This is a genomic window from Streptomyces sp. 549 (assembly GCF_030124175.1).
Classification (GTDB): Bacteria; Actinomycetota; Actinomycetes; order Streptomycetales; family Streptomycetaceae; genus Streptomyces.
In genome coordinates, this window is the sequence record NZ_JASKMT010000007.1 from 73053 (window position 1) to 95252 (window position 22200).

At 73.1% G+C, this 22200-nt stretch carries 20 protein-coding genes; 6 read left to right on the forward strand and 14 right to left on the reverse strand.

Annotated elements, in window-relative coordinates; translation table 11 throughout:
- From QNO07_RS10965 to pgfA, 9 genes are all read right to left on the reverse strand, one after another.
- Positions 1-777, reverse strand: coding sequence for an FkbM family methyltransferase (locus tag QNO07_RS10965; protein WP_283991582.1), 777 nt, complete (start codon positions 775-777; stop codon positions 1-3).
- The gene (locus QNO07_RS10970; RefSeq protein ID WP_283991583.1) at positions 774-986 is read right to left on the reverse strand and encodes a Trm112 family protein; all 213 of its coding nucleotides are present in this window, start codon (positions 984-986) and stop codon (positions 774-776) included. Before QNO07_RS10970 ends, QNO07_RS10965 begins: the two co-directional genes overlap by 4 nt.
- Positions 976-2154, reverse strand: coding sequence for a DMT family transporter (locus QNO07_RS10975; RefSeq protein WP_283991584.1), 1179 nt, complete (start codon positions 2152-2154; stop codon positions 976-978). The genes QNO07_RS10970 and QNO07_RS10975 overlap by 11 nt, the downstream gene beginning before the upstream one ends.
- Before the next feature lie 2 nt (positions 2155-2156).
- Positions 2157-2879, reverse strand: a complete 723-nt coding sequence (locus QNO07_RS10980) for a class I SAM-dependent methyltransferase (protein WP_283991585.1) — start codon at positions 2877-2879, stop codon at positions 2157-2159.
- Positions 2876-4216 (reverse strand): condensation protein, encoded by a 1341-nt coding sequence (locus tag QNO07_RS10985; protein WP_283991586.1) that lies wholly within the window; start codon positions 4214-4216, stop codon positions 2876-2878. The genes QNO07_RS10980 and QNO07_RS10985 overlap by 4 nt, the downstream gene beginning before the upstream one ends.
- Positions 4213-8463 carry an alpha-(1->3)-arabinofuranosyltransferase domain-containing protein gene (locus QNO07_RS10990; protein WP_283991587.1) on the reverse strand — a complete coding sequence of 1417 codons (4251 nt, stop codon included), beginning with the start codon at positions 8461-8463 and terminating at the stop codon, positions 4213-4215. Before QNO07_RS10990 ends, QNO07_RS10985 begins: the two co-directional genes overlap by 4 nt.
- Positions 8450-9187 carry a class I SAM-dependent methyltransferase gene (locus tag QNO07_RS10995; protein WP_283991588.1) on the reverse strand — a complete coding sequence of 246 codons (738 nt, stop codon included), beginning with the start codon at positions 9185-9187 and terminating at the stop codon, positions 8450-8452. Before QNO07_RS10995 ends, QNO07_RS10990 begins: the two co-directional genes overlap by 14 nt.
- Positions 9188-9197: 10 nt before the next feature.
- Positions 9198-10406: a glycosyltransferase family 4 protein gene (locus QNO07_RS11000; RefSeq protein ID WP_283991589.1), complete on the reverse strand. Its 1209-nt coding sequence runs from the start codon at positions 10404-10406 to the stop codon at positions 9198-9200.
- Positions 10407-10546: 140 nt separating this feature from the next.
- Positions 10547-11524: a cell envelope lipid trafficking protein PgfA gene (gene pgfA / locus QNO07_RS11005; RefSeq protein WP_283991590.1), complete on the reverse strand. Its 978-nt coding sequence runs from the start codon at positions 11522-11524 to the stop codon at positions 10547-10549.
- A 189-nt stretch (positions 11525-11713) separates the two neighbouring features.
- Here pgfA and QNO07_RS11010 point away from each other — a divergent pair, with 189 nt between their 5' ends.
- The 4 genes from QNO07_RS11010 to QNO07_RS11025 all read left to right on the forward strand — a co-directional run bounded on the left by QNO07_RS11010 (position 11714) and on the right by QNO07_RS11025 (position 14966).
- Complete coding sequence (locus QNO07_RS11010; RefSeq protein ID WP_283991591.1) at positions 11714-11932, forward strand: hypothetical protein; 219 nt, start codon at positions 11714-11716, stop codon at positions 11930-11932.
- Between the two features lie 2 nt (positions 11933-11934).
- Entirely contained in the window at positions 11935-13149 is a 1215-nt protein-coding gene (locus QNO07_RS11015; protein WP_283991592.1) for a PucR family transcriptional regulator, read from the forward strand.
- Between the two features lie 165 nt (positions 13150-13314).
- Positions 13315-14094, forward strand: coding sequence for an IclR family transcriptional regulator (locus QNO07_RS11020; RefSeq protein ID WP_283991593.1), 780 nt, complete (start codon positions 13315-13317; stop codon positions 14092-14094).
- A complete protein-coding gene (locus QNO07_RS11025; RefSeq protein WP_283991594.1) occupies positions 14091-14966 on the forward strand; it encodes an SMP-30/gluconolactonase/LRE family protein in 876 nt (291 codons plus the stop codon). The genes QNO07_RS11020 and QNO07_RS11025 overlap by 4 nt, the downstream gene beginning before the upstream one ends.
- A 76-nt stretch (positions 14967-15042) precedes the next feature.
- Here the strand turns inward: QNO07_RS11025 and QNO07_RS11030 are convergent, their stop codons facing one another.
- Complete coding sequence (locus QNO07_RS11030; RefSeq protein WP_283991595.1) at positions 15043-15489, reverse strand: MarR family winged helix-turn-helix transcriptional regulator; 447 nt, start codon at positions 15487-15489, stop codon at positions 15043-15045.
- A gap of 87 nt (positions 15490-15576) precedes the next feature.
- On the opposite strand from QNO07_RS11030, the gene QNO07_RS11035 reads away from it, so the two are divergent.
- Positions 15577-16593 carry an NADP-dependent oxidoreductase gene (locus QNO07_RS11035; protein ID WP_283991596.1) on the forward strand — a complete coding sequence of 339 codons (1017 nt, stop codon included), beginning with the start codon at positions 15577-15579 and terminating at the stop codon, positions 16591-16593.
- A gap of 112 nt (positions 16594-16705) precedes the next feature.
- Positions 16706-17134, forward strand: a complete 429-nt coding sequence (locus QNO07_RS11040; RefSeq protein ID WP_283991597.1) for an organic hydroperoxide resistance protein — start codon at positions 16706-16708, stop codon at positions 17132-17134.
- A 99-nt stretch (positions 17135-17233) separates the two neighbouring features.
- Here the strand turns inward: QNO07_RS11040 and mmsB are convergent, their stop codons facing one another.
- Genes mmsB through QNO07_RS11060 form a run of 4 tightly spaced genes read right to left on the reverse strand, consistent with a single transcriptional unit; the run spans position 17234 to position 22159 of the window.
- Positions 17234-18472 carry a multiple monosaccharide ABC transporter permease gene (gene mmsB, locus QNO07_RS11045; RefSeq protein WP_283991598.1) on the reverse strand — a complete coding sequence of 413 codons (1239 nt, stop codon included), beginning with the start codon at positions 18470-18472 and terminating at the stop codon, positions 17234-17236.
- 4 nt (positions 18473-18476) lie between these two features.
- The gene (gene mmsA / locus QNO07_RS11050) at positions 18477-20063 is read right to left on the reverse strand and encodes a multiple monosaccharide ABC transporter ATP-binding protein (protein WP_502961814.1); all 1587 of its coding nucleotides are present in this window, start codon (positions 20061-20063) and stop codon (positions 18477-18479) included.
- Positions 20060-21154, reverse strand: a complete 1095-nt coding sequence (gene chvE, locus QNO07_RS11055) for a multiple monosaccharide ABC transporter substrate-binding protein (protein ID WP_283991599.1) — start codon at positions 21152-21154, stop codon at positions 20060-20062. Before chvE ends, mmsA begins: the two co-directional genes overlap by 4 nt.
- A 15-nt stretch (positions 21155-21169) precedes the next feature.
- Positions 21170-22159, reverse strand: coding sequence for a hypothetical protein (locus QNO07_RS11060; protein WP_283991600.1), 990 nt, complete (start codon positions 22157-22159; stop codon positions 21170-21172).
- Positions 22160-22200 lie beyond the last annotated feature (41 nt).

Consider the following 22200-nt stretch of genomic DNA (forward strand, 5'->3'; position numbering starts at 1 on the left):
TCACTCTAAGGTCCGTCCACCCGGGGAGCGCTCCTGCGGCAGGAACAGCACCGAGTTCACGTAGCGCACGTGCGGGGCGAGCGTGCGGCGCAGCAGGCCGTGCTCGGCGACGTGCGCGGTCCGCGCCTGGTGCCCGGCGAGGTCGAAGTCGGCGAGCGGGACCCACTCGCGCCGCGGCAGCACCCAGCCGCGGTAGCCGTGGGAGTCCAGCAGGTCCACCACCGGCCCGAACGGCTGGATGCGGGACTCCAGCTCGACGAAGAGCGCCGGCTGCCAGCGCAGCACGGTCCGCTCGGCGCCGTGCAGCACCGCCCGTTCGCTGCCGTCCACGTCGATCTTCAGCAGCCGCACGTCGGTCAGCTCCAGGGAGTCCACCGACAGGCAGGGCACCTCCAGCCGGTCGGCGTGTACCGCGTCCCGGCGCACCAGGGAGGACACGCCGCGGTCGCCGCGTCCGCCCGGCGGCAGCCACAGCGTGGCGCTGCCGGCGTGGTCGGCCGCGGCGGCCTGCAGTACCTCGACGTTGCGCGGCGTCGTGGCGCGCAGCACCCGGGCCAGGTGCGGCACGGGCTCGACGGTGACGACCCGGTCCACGCGCCGGGCCAGGCGGCGGGTCCACGGCCCGTACCAGCCGCCGATGTCGACGGCCGTGCCGCCGGGCGGGCAGAAGTCCGCCAGCCGGCGCAGCTCCGGCTCGAAGCGCGGGTACAGCGCGGCGGCGGTGGTGGCGACCAGCCGGGGCGGGAGGCGGGGCCCGAGCCGGGCGGCGAGCGTCACGGGGTGCCGGCCCGCTCGCTGAAGCGCGCGTGCTCCTCGTCGCTGACCGGTTCGCCGGAGGAGGGCAGGAGCTGGGGGATGCCGTCCACTATCGGGTAGCGGCGGCGCAGCCGCGGGTTGTACAGGGCGTCGCCGTCGTCCAGGAGGGTCAGCGGGCCCTTGTCCAGCGGGCAGGCGAGGATCGTGAGCAGCGGGTCGTCAGGTGACATGGCGGGTGCCTTCCGGGCGGGGGGTGCGAGGTGTCGCGTTGATGGTTCGGCCGGCCCGGGGTCCGGGACCGGCGGGGGGACGGGACGTGCCGCCCACCGGGGGTTCCGGTCTGGACGGCTCCGGCCGCGGGGGGTCGGGGCGCGCGGGGCGGCCCGCCGGGAGGGCGGGCCGGTGGGACGCGGGCGGGGCAGCGGCGGCGGGCGGTGCGGGGGTGTGCCCGTCCGGGACGGGCCGTTCGGCGGGCGGTTCGGAAACGGGCGCGTCGGGTTCGGGCGGTTCGGCGCCGGGCGCCGGCTCGTCGTGGCGGGGCAGCATCAGCAGCACCGACACCGCGAGCAGTGAGCCGCCCAGCCGCAGAGCGAGCCGCAGCGGCTCCTCGGGCAGCGGCTCGGCGAACGCGATCGTGCCGGCGGCGACGGTGAACAGGAACGTCACCGTGGTGCACACCGGGACCACCAGCGACGCGCGGCAGCGCTGCAACGCGGTCTGGGAGAGCACCAGGCCGGTGGAGCCGGTCACCAGCAGCAGGTACGGGTAGGGCGAGGTGAGCGCGGCGGACACCGTGGCCATGACACCCGCCGGGTCCAGCAGGCCCGCGACGCCCTTGATGGCGAGCGAGCTGACGCCGTACAGGAATCCCACCGCCACGCCGTAGGGCACTCCGGCCGTCGGCAGGCGGTGCCGCCGCCGGGAGCGGCGCTCGGCGGCGACGAACAGGCCCAGGCCGGTGGCCAGCGCGGGTATGCAGATGGCGAGCATCACCGGCGCGGGTGCGAGTCGGCTGATCGCCTCCTCGCTGCCGCGCAGCGAGAAGACGATCATGACGAGGGCCGCGATGATCGCCACCATCGACTGGCGCTCGCGTCCGCTGGGCTTCTCCCCGAGGAACACCGAGGACAGCAGCATCAGCATCACCAGGCCGGTGACGAACAGCCCCTGCGCCGCGATCAGCGGCAGCGTGCGGTAGACCACCAGCTGCGCCACGAAGCCCGCGCCGAGCGAGAGCGCGCCGAGAATCCACAGCGGGCTGCGCAGCAGGTGCAGCACCAGCGCGGCCGGACGTCCCGCGGACAGCGGTGGCAGGCCCGTCAGCGCCCGCTTCTCCACCACGAAGCCGATGCTGATGAGGAGATTGGCCAGCAGCGCCGCCGCCACGCCCCACCACATGGTCAGTCGTCCTTCCGCCGCCGGGCGTGCACCAGGAGGATCGACGCCAGCGACGGAGCGTGGCAGGCCAGCCTGTCCAGCGGGCGCAGCGGCCGGGGTACGTCGTGGTACGGGGCGCCGGTGATGCGCACGATGTCGAAGCCCGCCGCGGGCAGCATCGAGCGCAGCGCCCGCGCGGTGTACAGGCGCAGGTGCCCGACCACCTGCGAGCCGGGCCGCCCGTGGATGCCGCGCATCGACACCTCGGAGAAGACCGGCTGCACGCCGGCGAGCAGCAGGCCGCGGTTGTACCAGGCGGCCAGGTTCGGGGTGGACAGCAGCAGGTGGCCGCCGGGTCGCAGCACCCGGCGCAGCTCGTCCAGTGCCGCGTCCGGGTCGACCAGGTGCTCGATGACCTCGCTGAACAGCACCGCGTCGGCCGCGCCGGTGGCGATCGGCAGCCCGGGGTCGGTGAGTTCGCCGCGTACCGCGGTCAGGTGGGCGGACGCCCGGCGCAGCGCGTCCTGCGACCAGTCCACGCCCACCACCCGGTGCGCGGCCAGCACGTCGGCGGCGGTGCCCGCGGCGCTGCCGTCGCCGCAGCCCACGTCGATGATGGTGCTCGGGAGCGGGCCGAGCGCGCGGGCCAGCACGGCCGCCTGGCGGCGGGACCGGTCCGCGCCGGAGGCCACCGGGGTCGCCGGGTTCTCGTACAGCTGCTGGAGGCTGCTGGGCGCGGCGCTCATCGGCCGGCCTCCGGTCCGTCGAGCGCGGTCGAGGTGAGGCACTCGGCGAACAGGGCGGCGAACCGCTCACCCGCCGCGTCGTCCAGCCGGTGCCGCGACCAGCGCAGGGCCAGTTGCAGCCGGCCGCCCACGGAGATGGTGGTGACGCTCACCCCGCGCGGCATCCGGGCGGGTGCGGAGACCCACACCGCGCTCGCCGCACCCGCGTCGCCGAAGTCCAGCGGGTAGGCGAGGCGGCCGAGGTTGGACAGCAGCGTGGTCGACGCCCACGGCCCGGCCGCGCTGCGCAGCAGCCGGGTGCCAGCTGCCCGCAGCCCCACCGGCAGCACCGGTGTGGTCAGCAGGTCGCCGCTGAACCCCAGCTGCGGCCGGGCGGCGGCCTTCCAGGCGCGGGTGCGGGCCGCGGTGGCCCGCAGCAGCTGCTCGACGTCCTCGGGGCGGTGCTCCTCCTTGCCGAAGGTGACCTCCACCAGGCGGGTGCCGTTGCCGATGGGCATCTCGGCGGTCCGCGGCCGGTCGTCCACCGGCATGGTGATGCGCACCGGGTGGGCACGCCGCCCGTGCTGCTCGTTCCACCGGATGCTCGTCAGGCAGGTGGCCACGAGCAGCTGGTCGTTGACGGTGTAGGGGGCGCCGCGCGGGCGGGTCGGCAGCGGCAGCTCGGCGATGTGCATGCCGTTGCCGCCGGTCGGCCCGCGGCGGGCCCCGCCGCGGTCGGCGGCGATCCGCACCGGCCGGGCCCAGTTGGACCCGGCCGGTGGCGGCTCGGCCGCCGATCCCGACGACGGCGAGGTCCCGGCGCGTACCGGGGCGGGGGCCGGCGCGTTGTCCGCGCCCCCGTACAGCTCGGCCGCGGTGGCCAGGACCCGCAGGCACGCGGGTCCGTCCAGCGCGGTGTGGTTGACCGAGACGACCAGCACCGAACCGCCGGCGGCGTGGCCCTCGCCGGGACCGCCGGGGTCGCCGGGGTCGATGGGACCGCCGGGGTCGACGACCTCGATGCGCACCGGAGGCGAACCGGTGAGCGGCGGGATCTCGGAGACGGCCCGCTGGCGGGCCTGGGCGAGGGTGCCGCCGGGGCGCCCGACCGGTTCACGGTCGGGCCCCGCGGTGACCTCCCACGCGTAGCCCCGGTCCCACCACCGGTGCCGGGCCTGCCGGACAAGCACCCGGGGGTGCTTGTCCAGCGCGTCCCGAACGGCCTCGCGCAGGCGGTCGACGTCGATCCGGCCGGGCAGGTGGATCTCGATGTGCACGGTCTCCGGCTCGTCCTCGACGAGGCAGTGCCGGGAGATCTCGTCCACGGTGGGAAACGGGATCCGCTGCACGGTGGTCATCGGTTGGCTTCCTCACCAGGGGGTTGGGACTTGTCCAGACGGGTGCGCGGCTGCGGCACGGTCGCCGGTTCGGGCGCCGCACCGGGCGGCGGCGGGGGCGCCACCGGACGGGTCGCGCCGCGGTGTGCGTGCTGCGGTGCGGACGACTCCTCCCGGACCGGTGCGGTGACCAGGGCCGCCACCAGCGCCACCAGCGCCAGCGCCTGGGCCAGGTGCCCGAAGGCGCCCGTACCCTCGGCGAACCCGGACGTGGCGCCCAGCGCCGCGACCACACCGGCGCCGAGCATGCCGGCCAGTGCGATCGGCGGCAGCAGCGTCGGCCGCCACCAGGCCACCAGGGCCAGCACCGGCACGACCAGGGCGAACGGCCCCGACACCACGATCATGACCGCGGTGAGCGCCACCGTGCCCAGCACCCAGCCAGGCGCGGGCGGCTGCTGCTCACCCATCGGGGTGCCGGAGCGGCGTCCGAGCAGGGCCAGTACGGCCAGCGCGACGATGCCGAGGAGTCCTGCCACCATCCCGCCCTTGTACCAGGTGGCGGGCGTGTACTCCAGAGCCACGGTGCCGCCCGCTCCCTCGGGGATGAGGAAGCCCTGCTGCCAGCCGTCGAGCCGCAGCGAGGTCAGCTCCTTGCCGTCCAGCGTCGCCTTCCAGCCGCGGTTGGCGTTCATGTGGGTCCGCAGGTACGAGGCCTGGCCCTCGCCGACCTGGACCGAGCGGGAGTCGCCGGCCCAGTCGCGGGCGGTGACCGACCGCTTGGCGCCCGTGGCCTGCGGCGCGGTGTCGCCGCGGGTGAGGGTGATGTCGGTGATCGCCAGCGGACCGGCGCCGCCGGCCTCCACGATCTGGTCCCCGGCCTCCAGCTCGACGCTGCCGTTCCGCTCGTCGCCGGCGCACAGCTCGACGTCGACCGGGCGGCGCTCCGTCAGGTCGCGGACCGAGCCCGAGACCTTGGTGGCGTGCATCGTGCCGTTGACCGCGATCGCCGGGCCCTCACCGCAGGCCAGCTCGAAGGTGCGGCCCGCGGGCGGCGGGCCGACCCGGAACTCCTCCAGGGCGGGCAGGTAGATCTCGTTGAGACCGACCGGCAGCTGCAGGTCCTCACCCGCGAGCGGGTTGTGCAGGGTGCGCGGCGCCGTCTTGGTGATGGTGAGCGTCAGCTCGTCCGTCTCCATGGCCTCGAAGCGCGCCCAGCCGTTGTTGTCGACGGCGGTGGTGACCGCGCCGTCCGGCGAGGTGATCTGCACCTCGGCCGGGCGGGCGGAGATGCCGCCGGCGCCGGAGAGCACCATCGAGGAGATCTCGCGCTTCTCCGGCCACTTCAGGTGGATGACGGGCCGGTCCCCGGCGATCCACGCCGTGGTCAGGTCGCCGTCCACCAGGTTGCGGGCGCTCAGCGAGGTCCCGGTGGGGCTGGTGGACTCCGCCGACGCCGTGATGCGGTCCCGCGATCCGGGAGCGACCTGGTCCAGCAGCTCGTCCAGGGCCCGGCCCGGCACCGGCAGCGCGCTGGCGGTCAGCGCGTGCTCGCCGTCGTTGGAGGTGCGGAACTTGCGGTGCAGCCCGGACTCCGCGCCGACCGGCTCCAGACCGCCGGGGTCGGCGGTGCGGTGCAGGGAGTAGACCTCCGCGTCGGTGGCGGTGTCCGGAGCGTCGTTCGGCAGCGTCAGCAGCCGGGTGACCTGCACGTCCGGGATCTCGATCTCGGAGAAGCCGGCGCCGGTGAGTCCGGGCCGCCCCTCCTGGGAGCCGGTGATGGTCAGCTTCAGCCACTTCGCCTCGCCGCGCGGCGCCTTGACGCGCTGCGAGGTGGCCTCGGCCTGGAGCGTGCTCTCGGTGCGGCCCTGGTCGGTCTCGACGCGGACCGAGGTCGGCGCCGGGCGGAGCCCGTCACTGGCCAGCGGGGTGACGTCGATGGTGCCGGGGATGTCCGTCGGCTCGTCGAACTCGATGCGCAGCCACTCGCCGGTGCTGTCGCCCGTGCTGCCCTCGGCCCAGGCCGTGTCGGGGTCGCCGTCGAAGGCGTTGACCGGGTCGAAGCCGGGCAGGTGGAACAGCCAGTTGCCGCTGCTGGAGGCGGTCACCGACTTGGCGCCGCGCAGCGTGGCGACCGTCTGGTGGCGGGTGCCGTCGACGGGCAGGATCTGCTTGGGCTCCGCGCCGGGGTTCTGCGCGCTGCCGGTGTGGTTCCGCTCCTTCGCCGTGTAGGTGTACGAGGTGTTGTTGTTGACCAGCCCGAAGCGGGTGTCCGCCCGGCGCAGGCCGTCCGCGGTGACCCGCAACGGCGGCGCGTCGAGCCCGGGGTGGGCGTCCCCGGTGAGGATCGCGGCGCGCTCCCGGAACGAGGGGTCGGCCGAGAGCTGCAGCAGCGCCTCCGGTCCGCCGCTGACCTGCGCGGTGTCAGCGACGGGCTGCACGGCGACGCTGCCCGGGCGGGCGGCGTTGTCCGGCTCGTAGATCTCCACGGCGCGCTGCCGCGGGTAGAAGCCCTGGATCTCCACGGGCGTGTTGGGGGCGATGCGGCCACCGGTCGTCAGCGGGCCGAAGCCCTCCACCTTCCGGTACCCGGAGGCCTCCAGCGTGCGCTTGACGATCTGCGGCGGCACGTAGCCCAGCTGGTCCGGGTCGAGGTCGTTGCGGACCACGACGTGGTACAGGCCGGCCCGGCCGAGGAAGTCGGCGAGTCCGGGCACCTCCCCGCCGCTCATCAGGGCCTGCTCGACCGCGTCGAGCGCCCGGCGCTCACCGGGAGTGCCGAACGGCACGTAGTCGCGCTGCGCCCAGGGCGAGTCGGCGAGCACGTGCAGCGGCTGGTCGATGGGCGAGCCCCAGGTGTAGATGCCGTGCGCGGTGGCCGGCACGACCAGCGCGCGGGTGCGGGGCGAGTTGTCCGCGAGCCAGTCCGCGGTCTGCTCCCAGTGCTTGGGCAGTGCCTTGAAGGCACCGGGCTGGAGCACCGCGCCGGTGATGTAGGGCAGGGCCAGCGCCGGCAGCACCAGCACCGCGGCGAGCACCGGCACGAAGCGCCGTGCGCGGGCCGGGCCGACGCCGTGCGGGCCGCTGCCTCGGGCCAGCAGGTGCGCCAGGCCGAGGGCCAGCGCCAGGGCCAGTCCGGGCTGGAACTTGTAGATGTTGCGGAACGGCTTCAGCCATCCGTTCAGCCAGCCCTGGAAGCCCTCGGCGAAGGGGGCGCCCAGCGCACCGCCGTAACCGGCGAGCATGACGAGGCTGACGACGAGGGCGGTCAGGACCAGCCAGCGACGCTCGGGCATGTCCCGGCGAGCCAGACCGGCCAGGCCGAGCGCGGCGGCCAGCGCGCTGCCGAGCACCGCGAGTACCGAGGTGGCCATCATCCAGCCGGCGGGCAGCCACGCCTCACCGAAGTTGAGGTACGCCACCCAGTTGCCGGCGCCGCGCAGCATCTCCGCGGCGGACATGGTGCTGGTGGTGTTGATGGCCTGCTCGACGTACGGCATGAAGTCCTCGCCGTACGAGCCGAGCAGCAGCAGCGGGACGACCCACCACAGGGTGGCAAGGATGACGCCCGGCACCCACCACACCAGCAGGCCGGTGCGTCGGGAGCCGGTGCGGCTGAGGATGTAGAGGCCGGCCGGCAGGAGGGCGGCCAGCGTGGAGGCGGCGTTGACGCCGCCCATGAAGGGGATGACGAGGGCCGAGCGGATCGCCGCGGACCGGGCGGACAGCGTCGCCGAGGCGAGCGGCAGCAGCACCCAGGGCAGCACCGCGCCGGGCAGCGCGCCGGCCGAGGTGGAGCCGACGATGATGGTGAAGGTCGGCCACAGCGCGTAGGCCGCCGCACCCAGCAGGCGGGTACCGGGCGAACCGACGCGCAGGCGTTCGGCGAGCCTCAGCGCGCCCCAGAAGGCAGCCGCCACGACGAGCGACACCCACAGGCGCTCGGCCAGCCAGACGGGTATCTGGAGCAGGTCGGCCAGGGCGTAGAACGGCAGCATCGGGAAGACGTAGCCGATGTACTGGTCGGCGATGCCGCCGAAGCCGGCGCCGTCGGACCACAGCTGGCCCAGGTCTCCGAGGAACTTCCACGGGTCGGTGGCGACACCGAGCTTGGTCTCGAAGGTCATGTTGCCGGGAGCGGCGATGACAAAGGCGAGGAGAACCGCGGCGTAGAAGCCGAACAGCCAGCGTCGGCTGCGGGGTTTCTCCTCCGATTCCGGCTCCGGGCCGTCGCCTCTCAGGTGGAGCGTGGAATCAGTCGTCGACATGGGGACACCGCCGGAGAATGAGGAGGAGGTTCCAGGTGGCGATTTCGCGCAGCCCCGGGACACGGGTGATGGCACCGGTCAGGAACGGCCAGTAGCGGGAACGGGCCGAGACGATCTCGACGTCGTCGCGTCCCCTGACGTGGCGCAGTGTGGGACCGATGTGCACGGCGAACAGGTTCTCGCCGAGGGTGTGCTTGGCCTCCTGGCCGTGGCGCCGCCGGTAGCGCGCCCGGGCCCGGTCGTGGCCGAGGTAGTGCCAGGGGGCGGTTTCGTGACCGCCCCAGGGGGAGTACCAGTTGGTGAAGGCGACGTAGATCAGCCCGCCGGGGCGGGTGACACGCACCATCTCGCTGAGGAACGTCTGCGGGTCGGCGACGTGCTCCAGCACGTTGGAGGAGAAGCAGACATCCGCGGCGCCGTCGGCGACGGGCAGCAGGTAGCCGTCGGCGAGCACGGCGCCCTCGGGGCGCCTGCCGCCGGCGTGCAGTTCGCGGAGGTCGGGTTCGAAGAGGTAGCTGTGCGCGCCGCGGCGGCGGAACTCCTCGGTGAAGTGCCCGCTGCCGCCGCCGACGTCGACCACGGTCGCGCCGCGCAGCGGTGTGTACCGCTCGACCTGTGAGGCGGCGTCCCTGGCAAGCATGCCGTAGGCCACCTCGGGGTCGTTCTGCTCGTTGAGAAAGGCCCGGAACAGCGAGACCGATCTGCGGATGGACGGGTCTTTCACGTGCTGCGGTTCACCCCCTGCCCGCTGGACGGGTCGCGGCGGCGAACGCCTCCGCGGCCACCGCGCGGAACCCCTGGACCGTGTTCGACCAGCGGAAGCTCTCCGCGCGAGTGCGGGCCGCGCGGCCCATCGCGCCGCGGCGCTCCGCGGACAGGGCGAGCGTGCACCAGGCGGCGGCGAAGGAACTCTCGCCGCGGGCCAGCAGCCCGGTGGAGCCGTGCTCGATCGAGTCGCGCAGGCCGGGTATGTCGAAGCCGACGGCGGGTGTGCCGCGTGCGGCGGCCTCCATCACCACCAGGCCCCACCCCTCGACCATCGAGGGGTGCAGCAGCAGCCACGCCTCACACAGCAGGCGGTGCTTCTCCGCCTCGCTGACGTGCCCGGCGAAGGTGACGCCGGGTCCGGCCATGGCTTCCAGCCGGGCGCGTTCGGGCCCGTCGCCGACGATGACCAGCCGGCCGCCGGTGACCGGGCGGACCCGCTCCCACAGCCGGAGCAGCAGGTCGATGCGCTTGTACTCCACCAGGCGCCCCATGGCGAGGAACACCGGTTCGGCGGAGGTCGGCGCGAGCTGGCCGGGGTCCTCCACCCCGTTGTGCACGATGCGGATCTGCTCGTCGGGCACGCCGAGGTTGCTCAGCGCGTCCGCGGTCGAGCCGGACACGGCCACCATCAGGTTGCCGCGGTGGGTTCCGGCCAGGGCCCAGTGCTCCAGGCGGCGTCCCAGCCGGGCGGCGGGACCGGGGTAGCGCATGCCCCACAGGTCGGTGTGCACGTGGTTGACGAGGCACAGAGTGGGACCGCGGTGCCACAGCGGCGCCAGGTAGGGCATGCCGTTGCAGACCTCGACCAGCAGGTCGCAGTCCCCGACCTGCCGCGTGAGGGCGCGGCGGGCACGGAGGAAGTGGCCGGCGTCGCCGCCGGCGGAGACCACCCGGTAGTCCCGGTAGGCCGCCGGGCCGCCGCACAGCAGCGTGACCTGGTGGCCGTGGTCGGTGAGACCCGCGGCGATCCGGTCGATGAGCAGTTCGGAGCCGCCGGCGGCCGGATTGCCCAGGTCGCGCCGGGCGAGGAAGACGATCCTGCGCGGCGCGGCCGGGGAGCCGGAGGAGGCGGGGGAATGGTGGAGGACGGACTCGGAGCCGCCGGCCTCGGCGGAGCGCCGCGGCGCCGGAGCAGCCGCTGCACGGGCGGCAACCGGTGGTACGTGCTGGGGCATCGGTGCTCCAACTCGTCTGAGGGTGAGCGGGGTGGGCTGTGTGGCGGAGCGGGAGCCGGGGGCGCGGCTGGTATGGAACGCTCAGTTTTCGCCGCGGTCGACGATCGGGCTACTCACCGAGGTGACAATTTGCCCTCGACTTACTGGCGAGTCTCATCATCGCGGCGAGCTTCCGTGTCGCGGGAGCGTCCCCGGGCGACGAGTACCGCGCCGACTCCGGCCAGAAGCAGACCGGCGATACCACCGGCGGCCGGCACGGTCTCGCCGACCAGCTCCAGCCGCTTGCTGTCCGCCGAGGCCAGGTCCACCTGGGTGCGCTGCGTCTTGGTGTCGAACGACAGTCGCTTGCTCTCCAGCAGCACCACCGCGTCCTTGTCGCTGCCGGGTGCGCGCAGGGTCAGACGCGGGCCGATCGACGCCTTGAGGATGCGGCCGGTGCGCTCGTCGACGATCAGCTCGACGCCGGAGTTCGCGTACCACTCCTCGGCGTTCACCTGGGGGCGGTCCGGCAGGCCGACCAGCCGGCCGGGCACCTGGCGCGAACCGGACCGGGTGGGCTCGACGCTGCCCGTGAAGCGCATGCCCTCGTAGCCCTGGACCTTCGCCCGGTCCTGGTAGCGGAGCGGCACGGTGTCCTTCAGCGTGCCGTCCCACCAGCGGTAACTCTTCTCCTCCACGCCGAAGGGGAACTTCAGGTAGGCGTCGCCCTGGAACCGGCGGGGCGCCTCGTCGCAGCAGTGGACCGGCTTGTTGGTCGCTCGGTCGGTGACCCAGCGCTCGGTGGTCCACAGGAACGACCGGCGCGGGTCCCCGTGCGGCAGCGTCTCGGGGTTGTCGATCGTCGTCGACACGTCCCAGACCGCGACGTCGTTCTTCTCGCTCTCCGAGACGTTGCCCAGGACGCGGCGCGTGATGGTCAGGCTCTGGTCGTCCTTCGTCTCCAGGGCGGCCTGGTCGAAGTACCGGCCCTTGCCGGTGAAGACGGTCGTGGTGTCGATGTCGATGGGTGTGCGTTTGGCTCTGGGTTCCACGTACCAGGCCAGCATCGGGGCCAGGACCAGCAGAAACACGCCGAATCCCAGGAGGATCAGCGACAGTGGAGAGGCGGAACGGCGCATGCGGGTGCTCCCGGGTGATGGTGGTGCGCGTTCATACAACAAATGAAGACAGTCGGTAACACCTGTCTGGGCCGGTGACCGTAGGCGAACTCTTGACAGCACGTCAATGCCCTTCCACACTCAGCAGACGAACTGGTGTCGGGGGCGACTGCTGGTGCCGTGCATCCGTGCAGAGAGGTCCGCAGCACCATGCCCAGACTCCTCGCAGCCGCTCTGACCTGCCTCGCCGCGGCGCTTCTCGCGGTGGGGACGGCGTTCGGGGCGGTCGCTCTCCTCAACGCCTCCCCGGAGCAGCCCAACGTGCCGCTGGTCCACTTCCCCCAGCAGGGGGCGGACGACAGCGTTGACGGTGAAGCCTCCCCGGACGACTCGGCGGGAGGTTCGTCACCCGCCACCGACGAGGAGTGATCATGACCGTCACGGTGGACTCCGCCTGGCGGGACGTCCCGCCGGTCAGGGTGCGGACGTTCACCGAACGGGCCCGGAACGAGATCCCGGTGCTCGCGGAGGACATCCTGCGGGAGATCCGCCGCGAGTACCCCACGCTTCCGGTGATCCTCGACGAGTCGGGCGAGCCGATGTCCCTCGTCGGCATCCGGCGGGCGCTGGAGCACTTCGTCGAGCACCTCGCCACCGGCCTGGGCAGTCCCCACGTTCACCCGCCCGTCTTCCAGGAGTTCGGCCGGGGCGAACTGCTCCAGGGCCGCAGCCTCGACTCCCTCCAGGCCATCTACCGGCTCGGCGTGCGTCTGGCCTGGCGGCGGCTCGCGGAGATCGGGCAGCAGGCGCAGATCCCCGCGCCCGCCATGTACGAGCTGGCCGAGTCGGGGTTCCAGTACCTCGACGGGCTGGTCGCGGAGTCCGTCCGCGGCTACGCGGAGGCCGCCGCCCGGCAGGCGGGCGAGCGGCTGCGCCTCCAGCGGCGGCTGCTGGATCTGCTGCTCACCGAGCAGCACCGCGACGACAGCTCGCTGCAGACGATGCTCGCCGAGCGGGCCGCCCGGATCGGCTGGCCGCTGCCGGAGAGCCTGGCCGTCGCCGTGCTGGTCCGGCCGGCCCGCGAGTCGGTACCCCCCGCGGTGGGCCCCGACGTACTGCTCGACATGGAACGCGAGCAGCCGCTCATGATCGTGCCCGACCCGGACGCGGCCGGCCGCGCCGAACTGCTGCGCCGGGCGACGGCCGGGTGGACGGGCGCCATCGGCCCGCCCGTGCCGCTGTCCGACGCCGCGAAGTCGCTGCGCTGGGCGCAGTGCGCGGTCGCCCTGATGGAACACGGACAGCTGCCCGGCGGCGGCCTGCTGCACTGCACCGAGCACACCGAGGCGCTGGTGCTGCTGCCTCCGGCCGAACTCATCGACGACCTCGGCCGCCGGCTGCTCGCCCCCCTCGCCGACTGCGGCCCCACCCACTCCCGCCGCCTGGCCGAGACCCTGCTGGCCTGGCTGGAGACCCGTGGCGGCGCGCCCGAGGTCGCCAACCGGCTGGGCGTGCACCCGCAGACGGTCCGCTACCGGCTGCGGCAGATCAGGGAGCTGTGGGGCGACGGCATCGACGACCCCGACATGCGCTTCGCCATGGAGCTGGTGCTGCGCGCCAAGCGCCTGCGCGGCGAGCTGGGCTGACCCGGCGCCGAGCCGGGCGTCCCCGCCGTCCCCCGCCCGCACGGCGCCGACCGTTGCCCGTACGTGACCGGCCCGGATACGCTGCGTTCGTCATACCGATCAGCTTTCGAGGTTTCGAACGCGGGGTCGGCCGGAAACGGCCCCCCGACGAGGGGAGGGCCGGCGATGGGGCGTCACGTACCGGCGGTGACCAGAGCGCTGGACATTCTTGAACTCTTCCTGGAGGGCGACGGCACCCGGTCAGCCCCGGAGATCACCCGCTGCCTCCAGCTGCCCCGCACCACCGTGCACGAGCTGGTCACCACGCTCACCGCCCGCTCCTACCTGGCTCCGGAGCCCGGCAGCCCCGGCCGCTACCGGCTGGGGGTGCGCACCTACCAGCTCGGCAGCCGCTACGCCGAGCAGCTGGACCTGGCCCGCGAGGGGCACCAGGTCGCCCGGTCCGTCGCGGACACCTGCGGTGAGACGGTGCACGTCGCCGTCCTGGAGCACGCCGACGTGCTGTACGTCGCCAAGGTCGACAGCACGCACGCCGTGCGCATGGTCTCCGCCGCAGGGCGGCGGCTGCCCGCCCACTGCACGGCGGTGGGCAAGATGCTGCTCGCCTCGCTGCCGCCGCAGGAGCTGGACGCGCGGCTGCCCGGTCCGGACGGACCGCCGCTGACCGCGTTGACCGCGCACTCCCTCACCTCGCCGGAGGAGCTGCGCGAGGCACTGGCGGAGGCGGCGCGGCGCGGCATCGCGGTGGAGGAGCGCGAGTCGAACCCGGACGTGAGCTGCGTCGCGGCCCCGGTCCGGGACGCCACCGGGGAGGTGGTCGCCGCGCTGTCGGTGTCGGTGCCGACCGTGCGCTGGACCGCGCAGCGCCGGAAGGAGCTGGAGGACCTCGTGGTGCGCGGAGCGGGCGAGCTGTCCGAGCGCCTGGGCCACCGGAGCGAGACGTGAGCGCCCGGCGGACACCCGAGGTGGCGGTGCGGGCCGAGGCCGTGCTCGGTGAGGGCCCGACCTGGGACCCGGCGACCGGCCGACTGCTGTGGGTCGACATCCTCTCCTCCCGCGTGCACGGCCTGCACCCCGCCTCTGGCCGCCGCACCGTGCTGGCCACCGAGCAGCCCGTCGGCGCGGCGAAGCCCACCACCGGTGGCGGACTGGTGGTCAACCTGCGCGACGGCGTGGGTGTCTACCCGCGCGAGGGCGGCTTCCGCTGGCTGCACCACGACCCGCAGCCGGGTCGCCGCGGCAACGACGCGGCGGTGGCGCCGGACGGCGCGCTGTGGGCAGGCACGATGCGCGACGACGAGCGGCCCGGCGGCGGCACGCTCGCCCGCCTGGCCCCGGACGGCACCCGCACCACGGTGCTGCCCTCGGTCACGGTCAGCAACGGCACCGGCTGGAGCCCGGACGGGCGGCTCATGTACTACGTCGACAGCCCCACCCGGCGGATCGACGTCTTCGACGTGCACCCGGACGGCGGGCCCGCGGGTGCGGCGGTGTCCGGACGCCGTCCGCTGGCGGTCATCGAGCCCGGGGCGGGCTGGCCGGACGGGCTGACCGTGGATGCCGACGGCTGCGTGTGGGTGGCGCTCTGGGACGGCGGCGCGGTCCGCCGCTACACCCCCGAAGGGCGGCTGGACCGTGTGGTGTCGGTGCCCGCCCCCCGGGTGACGGCCTGCGCCTTCGGCGGACCTGACCTGACCGACATCTACCTCACCACGGCCCGGATCGGCACCGACCCCTCCCGCTGCCCGCTGGCCGGTTCCCTGCTGGTGGTGCCCGGCGCGGGCCAGGGCCTGCCGCAGCCGGCCTTCGCCGGCTGATCCCGCCGCGTCGCATCGCGTCAACCCGCCCCGCCCGCCCTCGTCGCACGGCCCGCCCCGCCCGCCCCGCCCGCCGTCAGGGCGCGGGCGGGGTGCCCAGCATGCGCTGCAGCAGGTCGCGCAGCACGGTGCGCTCGGCCTCGGTGAGGCCTGCCAGCGGCTCCCGGGCGAAGTCGCCCAGTGACTCGCGCAGCCGGGCGCCCGTCTCCAGGCCGGGGTCCGTCGCCGCCGCCAGCTTCACCCGGCGGTCCGCCGTGTCCGGCCGCCGTTCCACCAGGCCGCGGCTCTCCAGCCGGTCCACGATGCCGGTCACGTTGGACGGCTCGCACTTGAGCTGCTCCGCTATCCGGCGCATGGGCGTCGGGCCGGCCAGCAGCAGTGCCAGCACCCGTGCCTGGGCGCCGGTGAGCTGGTAGCCGGCGGCGGCCTCGGCGTACTCCTCGTGGTAGCGGGCGACCACCGTGCCGATGAGCTCGACCACCTCGCGGGTCAGCGGATCGGCGGGGTTCCTGGGCGACGTCATGCACACCAGGATACCCACTTGGTTGACAACATGAAATATTCAGGTGCAGTGTTGTTTCAGAACCTGAAGCAACTGGAGGTGTTCCGCATGAGCCTGCCCACCACGGGACGTGAATGGCAGCTGACCGCCCGCCCCGACGGCTGGCCCACCACGGAGGACTTCGCCCTGAGGGAAGCACCGGTGCGTCCGCCCGGTGAGGGCCAGATCCTGGTCCGCAACCTGTACATGTCCGTCGACCCGTACATGCGGGGCCGGATGAACGACGTCAAGTCCTACGTGCCCCCGTTCAGGCTCGACAAGGCCATGGACGGCGGCGCCGTCGGTGTGGTGGTCGCCTCGGAGGCCGAAGGGTTCGCGCCCGGTGACCACGTGCTGCACCAGCTGGGCTGGCGGGAGTACGCCACGCTCGAAGCGCGGCACGCCACACCGGTCTCCCCCGACCTCGCGCCGCTCAGCGCCTACCTCGGCGTGCTCGGCATGCCGGGCCTCACCGCCTACGCCGGGCTGCTGGAGGTGGCCTCCTTCAAGGAGGGCGACGCGGTGTTCGTCTCCGGCGCGGCCGGGGCCGTCGGCAGCCAGGTCGGCCAGATCGCCCGGCTCAAGGGCGCCTCCCGGGTGATCGGCAGCGCCGGCTCGAAGGAGAAGGTCCAGCTGCTGACCGAGGAGTTCGGCTTCGACGCCGCCTTCAACTACAAGGACGGCCCGGTGGCCGAGCAGCTGGGCCAGGCCGCCCCTGACGGCATCGACGTCTACTTCGACAACGTCGGCGGCGAGCACCTGGAGGCCGCGATCGACAGCCTGCGCGTGCACGGCCGGATCGCCGCCTGCGGCATGATCGCCCAGTACAACGACAGCGAGCCGCCCGCCGCCCCGCGCAACATGGCGCAGATCATCGGGAAGCGGCTGCGGCTCCAGGGGCTGCTCGTCGCCGACCACGCCCCGATCCAGCAGCAGTTCGTCCAGGAGACCGCCGCCTGGATCAACTCCGGTGAGCTGCGGTACCGCGAGACGGTCGTCGACGGCCTGGAGAACGCGGCCGACGCGTTCCTGGGCATGCTGCGCGGCGCCAACACCGGAAAGATGGTCGTCGGCCTCGGCGACTGACCGCCCGCCGGGCAGGGGTGTGCCCCGAGCGGCCCGGCATCTAGACTCACCCCCGACCGGAGGGTCGTGGGCGCGAGCCCCCGGTCACTTCACTCCCCAGGAGGAACTCTTCATGTCCATCCAGCCCGTAGAGGTCGCCTACACCGCCGTCGCCACCGCGCAGGGCGGCCGGGACGGCCGCGTCGCCACTGACGACGGCCGGCTCGACGTGGTCGTCAACCCGCCGAAGGAGATGGGCGGCAGTGGCGAGGGCACCAACCCCGAGCAGCTGTTCGCGGCGGGCTACAGCGCCTGCTTCCAGAGCGCGCTCAGCCTCGTCGCCCGCCGCATGAAGGCGGACGTCACCGGTTCCACCATCACCGCGGAGGTCGGCCTCGGCAAGACGCCGGCCGGCGGCTTCGGCCTGACCGTCAACCTGACGGCCAGCATCCCGAACCTGGACGCCGAGACCACCCGCCAGCTGCTGGAGAAGGCGCACGAGGTGTGCCCCTACTCCGCCGCCACCCGCGGCAACATCGACGTCACGCTCACGGTCGCCTGACCGGCAGCGCTTCGGCGACAGGCCGTCCCCGCCCGTCGGCGGGGGCGGCCTGTCGCCTTGCCGGCGCGCGAGCGCCCGGTCCGCCCGGCGCCGAGGCCGTCAGGTGCCGACCTTGCGCTTGTTCCAGACGTCGAACCCGACCGCGGCCAGCAGCACCAGCCCTTTGATGACCTGCTGGAAGTCGGTGCCCACGCCCACCAGGGACATGCCGTTGTTGAGCACGCCCAGCACCAGCCCGCCGATCACCGCGCCCAGCACGGTGCCCACGCCGCCGGTCATGGAGGCGCCGCCGATGAACGCCGCCGCGATCGCCTCCAGTTCGAACATCAGGCCCGCCTGCGGGGTGCCGGCGTTGAGCCGGGCGGCGTAGACGCAGCCGGCCAGCGCGGCGAGCACGCCCATGTTGACGAACACCAGGAACGTGACGCGCCGGTCCTTCACCCCGGAGAGCTTCGCCGCCGCCTTGTTGCCGCCCAGGGCGTACACGTGCCGGCCCACGACCGCGTTGCGCATCACGAACCCCAGGCCGATCAGCAGGCCGCACATGACCAGCAGCACCACCGGTACCCCGCGGTAGCTGGCCAGCGTCATGGTGAACGCCGCCACCGCCGCGACCACCGCCCCCAGCTTGATCAGCCACAACCTGAACGGCAGCACGTCCAGTTCGTAGGCGACCTGCCTGCGCCGGTCGCGCCACTCCTGGAACAGCACGAACGCCAGCACACCGGCGCCCAGCAGCAGCGTCAGGTTGTGGTAGTTCGTGTGCGGCCCGACCTCCGGCAGGAAGCCCTGCGCCATGTTCTGGAACCCGCGCGGGAACGGCGACAGCGACTGCCCCTCCAGCACGATCTGGGTGGCGCCGCGGAACAGCAGCATGCCGGCCAGCGTCACGATGAACGACGGAATGCCCACATACGCGATCCAGAAGCCCTGCCAGGCCCCCGCGGCGGCTCCGATCAGCAGGCAGGCGCCGAGCGCCACCGGCCAGGGGAACTGGTGGTTGACCATCATCACGGCCGCCATCGCGCCGACGAACGCGCACAGCGAGCCCACCGACAGGTCGATGTGCCCGGCGATGATGACGATCATCATGCCCATCGCGAGGATGAGGATGTAGCCGTTCTGCTGGATCAGGTTGGAGACGTTGCGCGGCGTGAGCAGCGTGCCGTCGGTCCACACCTGGAACAGCAGCACGATCAGCGCGAGGGCGATGAGCATGCCGTACTGCCGCATGTTCGTCCGGACCGCGGTCAGCAGCGGACCGATCAGCCCGCCGCCGGAGGGAGGCGCGGCGGGCGCCTTCGGCCCGTCGGGCCTGGTGGTGGTGACCGGACTCATCAGGTCAGCTCCTGTCCTGGGTCATGTGGCGCATGAGCACCTCCTGGGTGGCCTCGGCCCGCGGTACCTCGGCGGTGAGCCGTCCGGCGGCCATGGTGTAGATCCGGTCGCACATGCCGAGCAGCTCGGGGAGTTCGGAGGAGATGAACACCACCGCCTTGCCGCGGGCGGCCAGCTTGTCGATGACGGTGTAGATCTCGGACTTGGCGCCCACGTCGATGCCGCGGGTCGGCTCGTCGAGGATCAGCACCTCGGGGTCGGCGTGGATCCACCGGCTCAGCACGACCTTCTGCTGGTTGCCGCCGCTGAGCCGGCCGACCTGCTCGAAGACGGACGGCGCCTTGATGTTCATCGACGTGCGGTAGCCCTCGGCGACCCGCCGCTCGGCGTGCTCGTCGACCACGCCGCGCCGGGCGAAGCTGCCGAGCGAGGCCAGCGAGATGTTGCGCCGGATGTCGTCGATCAGGTTGAGGCCGTACTTCTTGCGGTCCTCGGTGACGTAGGCGAGCCCGTGCCCGACGGCCTCCGGAACGCTGCGGGTGCGGACCTCGCGGCCGTCGATCCACACCGTCCCGGAGGCGTAACTGCCGTAGGAGCGGCCGAAGACGCTCATCGCCAGCTCGGTCCGCCCGGCGCCCATCAGCCCGGCCAGCCCCACGATCTCCCCGCACCGCACCTGGAGGGACACGTCGTCGACGACCTTGCGCTGGTGGTCCACCGGGTGGTGCACCGTCCAGCCGCGCACCTCCAGCGCCGTGCGGCCCGCGTCCTCGCCGCGGTAGGGGGTGCGCGGCGGGAAGCGGTGGTCGAGGTCGCGCCCCACCATGCCGCGGATGATGCGCTCCTCCGACACGGAGGCGATGCTGGTCACGTTGCTCACGTTTCCCGCTTCCGTCCCGGGGCCGTCCCGCACGGCGAGTGTCTCGACCGTGCGGCCGTCGCGGAGGATGGTGACGGAGTCGGCGACCCGGCGGATCTCGCCGAGCTTGTGCGAGATGAGGATGCAGGCGATGCCCTGGCCGCGCAGCTCCAGGATGAGGTCGAGCAGCTTGTCGCTGTCCTCGTCGTTGAGCGCCGCCGTCGGCTCGTCGAGGATCAGCAGCCGCACCTCCTTGGCCAGCGCCTTGGCGATCTCGACGAGCTGCTGCCGGCCCACCCCGAGATCGGCGATCCGCGTCTGCGGCCGGTCCGGCAGACCGACCCGCTTCAGCAGCCGGGCGGCGTGCCGGTGCGTCTCGCTCCAGCTGACCACGCCGCGGTGGGCGTGCTCGTTGCCGAGGAAGATGTTCTCCGCGATGGACAGGTGCGGGACGAGGGCGAGTTCCTGGTGGATGATGACGATGCCGCGCCGCTCGCTGGCCCGGATGTCGCGGAACGCCACGGGTTCGCCCTCGAAGAGGATCTCGCCCTGGTAGGAGCCGTGCGGGTGCACGCCGCTGAGCACCTTCATCAGCGTCGACTTGCCGGCGCCGTTCTCGCCGCAGATCGCGTGCACCTCGCCCGCCCCCACGGTGAGGTCGACCCCGGACAGCGCGGTGACCCCCGGGAAGGTCTTGGTGATGTCCCGCATCTGGAGGACGGGGCCGCTCACTTCAGCTGCCCCGCCTCGTAGTAGCCCTCCTCCACGAGCAGGTCGGTGTTGTCGCGGTCGATGCTCACCGGGTCGAGCAGGTACGCCGGCACGGTCTTGACGCCGTTGTCGTACGTCTTCTCGTCGTTGGTCTCGGGCTTGCCCCCGGTCAGCACCGCGTCCGTCATCTGCACCGCCTGCTTGGCGAGCTTGCGGGTGTCCTTGTAGACGGTCTGGGTCTGCTGCCCGGCGATGATCGACTTCACCGAGGCCAGTTCGGCGTCCTGCCCGGTCACGACGGGGTAGTCCTTGCCGGAGCTGCCGTAGCCGACGGACTTCAGCGCCGAGATGACGCCGATGGAGATGCCGTCGTACGGCGACAGCACCGCGTGCACGTCCTCGTCGGCGTAGTGCCGGCTGAGCAGGTCGTCCATGCGCTTCTGCGCGGTGCCGCCGTCCCAGCGCAGGGTGGTGACCTGGTTCATCTTGGTCTGGCCGCTGCGCACCACGAGCTGCTTGCCGTCCAGGTACGGCTTGAGCACCTGCTGGGCGCCCTGCCAGAAGTAGGTGGTGTTGTTGTCGTCGGGCGAGCCGGCGAACATCTCGATGTTGAACTTCTCTTCGGGGTTCTCCTCCAGCTTCAGGGCGTCCACGATGTACTGCGCCTGGAGCTTGCCGACCCGCTCGTTGTCGAAGCTGGCGTAGTAGTCGACGTTCTCGGTGCCGCGGATCAGCCGGTCGTAGGAGATGACGGGGATGCCGGCCTCCTTGGCGCTGCGCAGCACGTCGGTCAGCGAGGACCCGTCGATCGCGGCGACCACGAGGGCGCGGTGGCCCTTGGAGATCATGTTCTCCAGCTGCGAGACCTGGTTCTCGACCCGGTCGTCGCCGTACTGGAGGTCGGTCTTGTAGCCCTTCTCCTCGAACAGTTCGGCCATGTTGCGGCCGTCGGCGATCCAGCGCTCGGAGGACTTGGTCGGCATCGCGATGCCGACGGTCCCGCCCTCGGTGTCCTTGTCCGATCCGCCGCCGCGTCCCTCGCTCTGCCCGCAGGCGGTGAGGGCGAGGCTGAGGACGGCGGTGGCGGCGACTGCGGCTCGGGTGGTGCGCATGGTGGGTTCCTCCTTCTACAGGGCGGGAAAGCGGGTCAACTCGCCCGGCGACCGGGAGCCCAGCGGGGACATCCCGCCGTCACCCCCGAGGCGGGCCAGCAGGTCGAGGGCGAGCCGGCCGCGTCGCACCCGCTCCCGGGCGGAGCCCAGGGCGGCCTCACGCAGCTGGTGGCCGTACGGGTAGAGCGCCGGTGCGCGGCTCAGGCCGAACTTCAGGTAGATCGGCGCGGCGCAGCGGATCAGTTCGGCGACGTCGTACATCCGCACGTAGCCGCCGAGGTCGTCGGGCGCCTCCAGGTAGAAGTCCATCGGCGCGGCGGCGGTGCGCCGCATCTCGGCGAGGTGGTCCAGCGTCAGGTCCGAGGGCACGTTGACGGAGTCCGCGCCGAGCCGCTCGTGCAGCATGAACGAGTAGGGGTTGACCGGGCCGATGAGCGCGGACACCTTCAGGGTGGTGTCGGCTGGCAGCACGCCCTGGGCGCGCAGCCGGTGCAGCAGCCACAGCACACCCTCGTCGGCCACCAGCAGGCAGCGCACGCCCAGTTCGGCGGCCCGCAGGGCGTCCTCCACGCAGCCCGCGACGGCGTCGTGGCCCCTGGCGTGCAGTCCGGCGCCGCCGCTGTCGGTGCGGGTTCCGGCGCCGATGTCCCAGGAGCCGCGCGGCCCGGTGAACAGGCACAGTTCCACCCGGTGCGCGGCGCAGGCCTCCACCATCTCGGTGATCTCGGTGTCGGTCAGCATCCACACGCCGCTGCCCTGGCTGACGCGGTGCAGCGGGACGTCGAGGTCGGCGGCCTCCTTCAGTACGGCGGCCAGCACCTCGGGTCCCTCGACGGACGGGATCTCGGTGCGCCAGGTGCCGCCGTCGGGGAAGGACCGGGCGGACGGGGGAGGCCGGTGGTCGCCGGGCACGGGCAGGCCCAGGCGGGCGAAGGCGGACTCGGCGGGTCGCCGGGCGGGCGGGGAGGACTGGGCGGCGGGCGGGAAGGACTGAGCGGAGGTCACGGTGCTCCCGGTTCGAAATATCGGACAACGTTCGGGCTGGA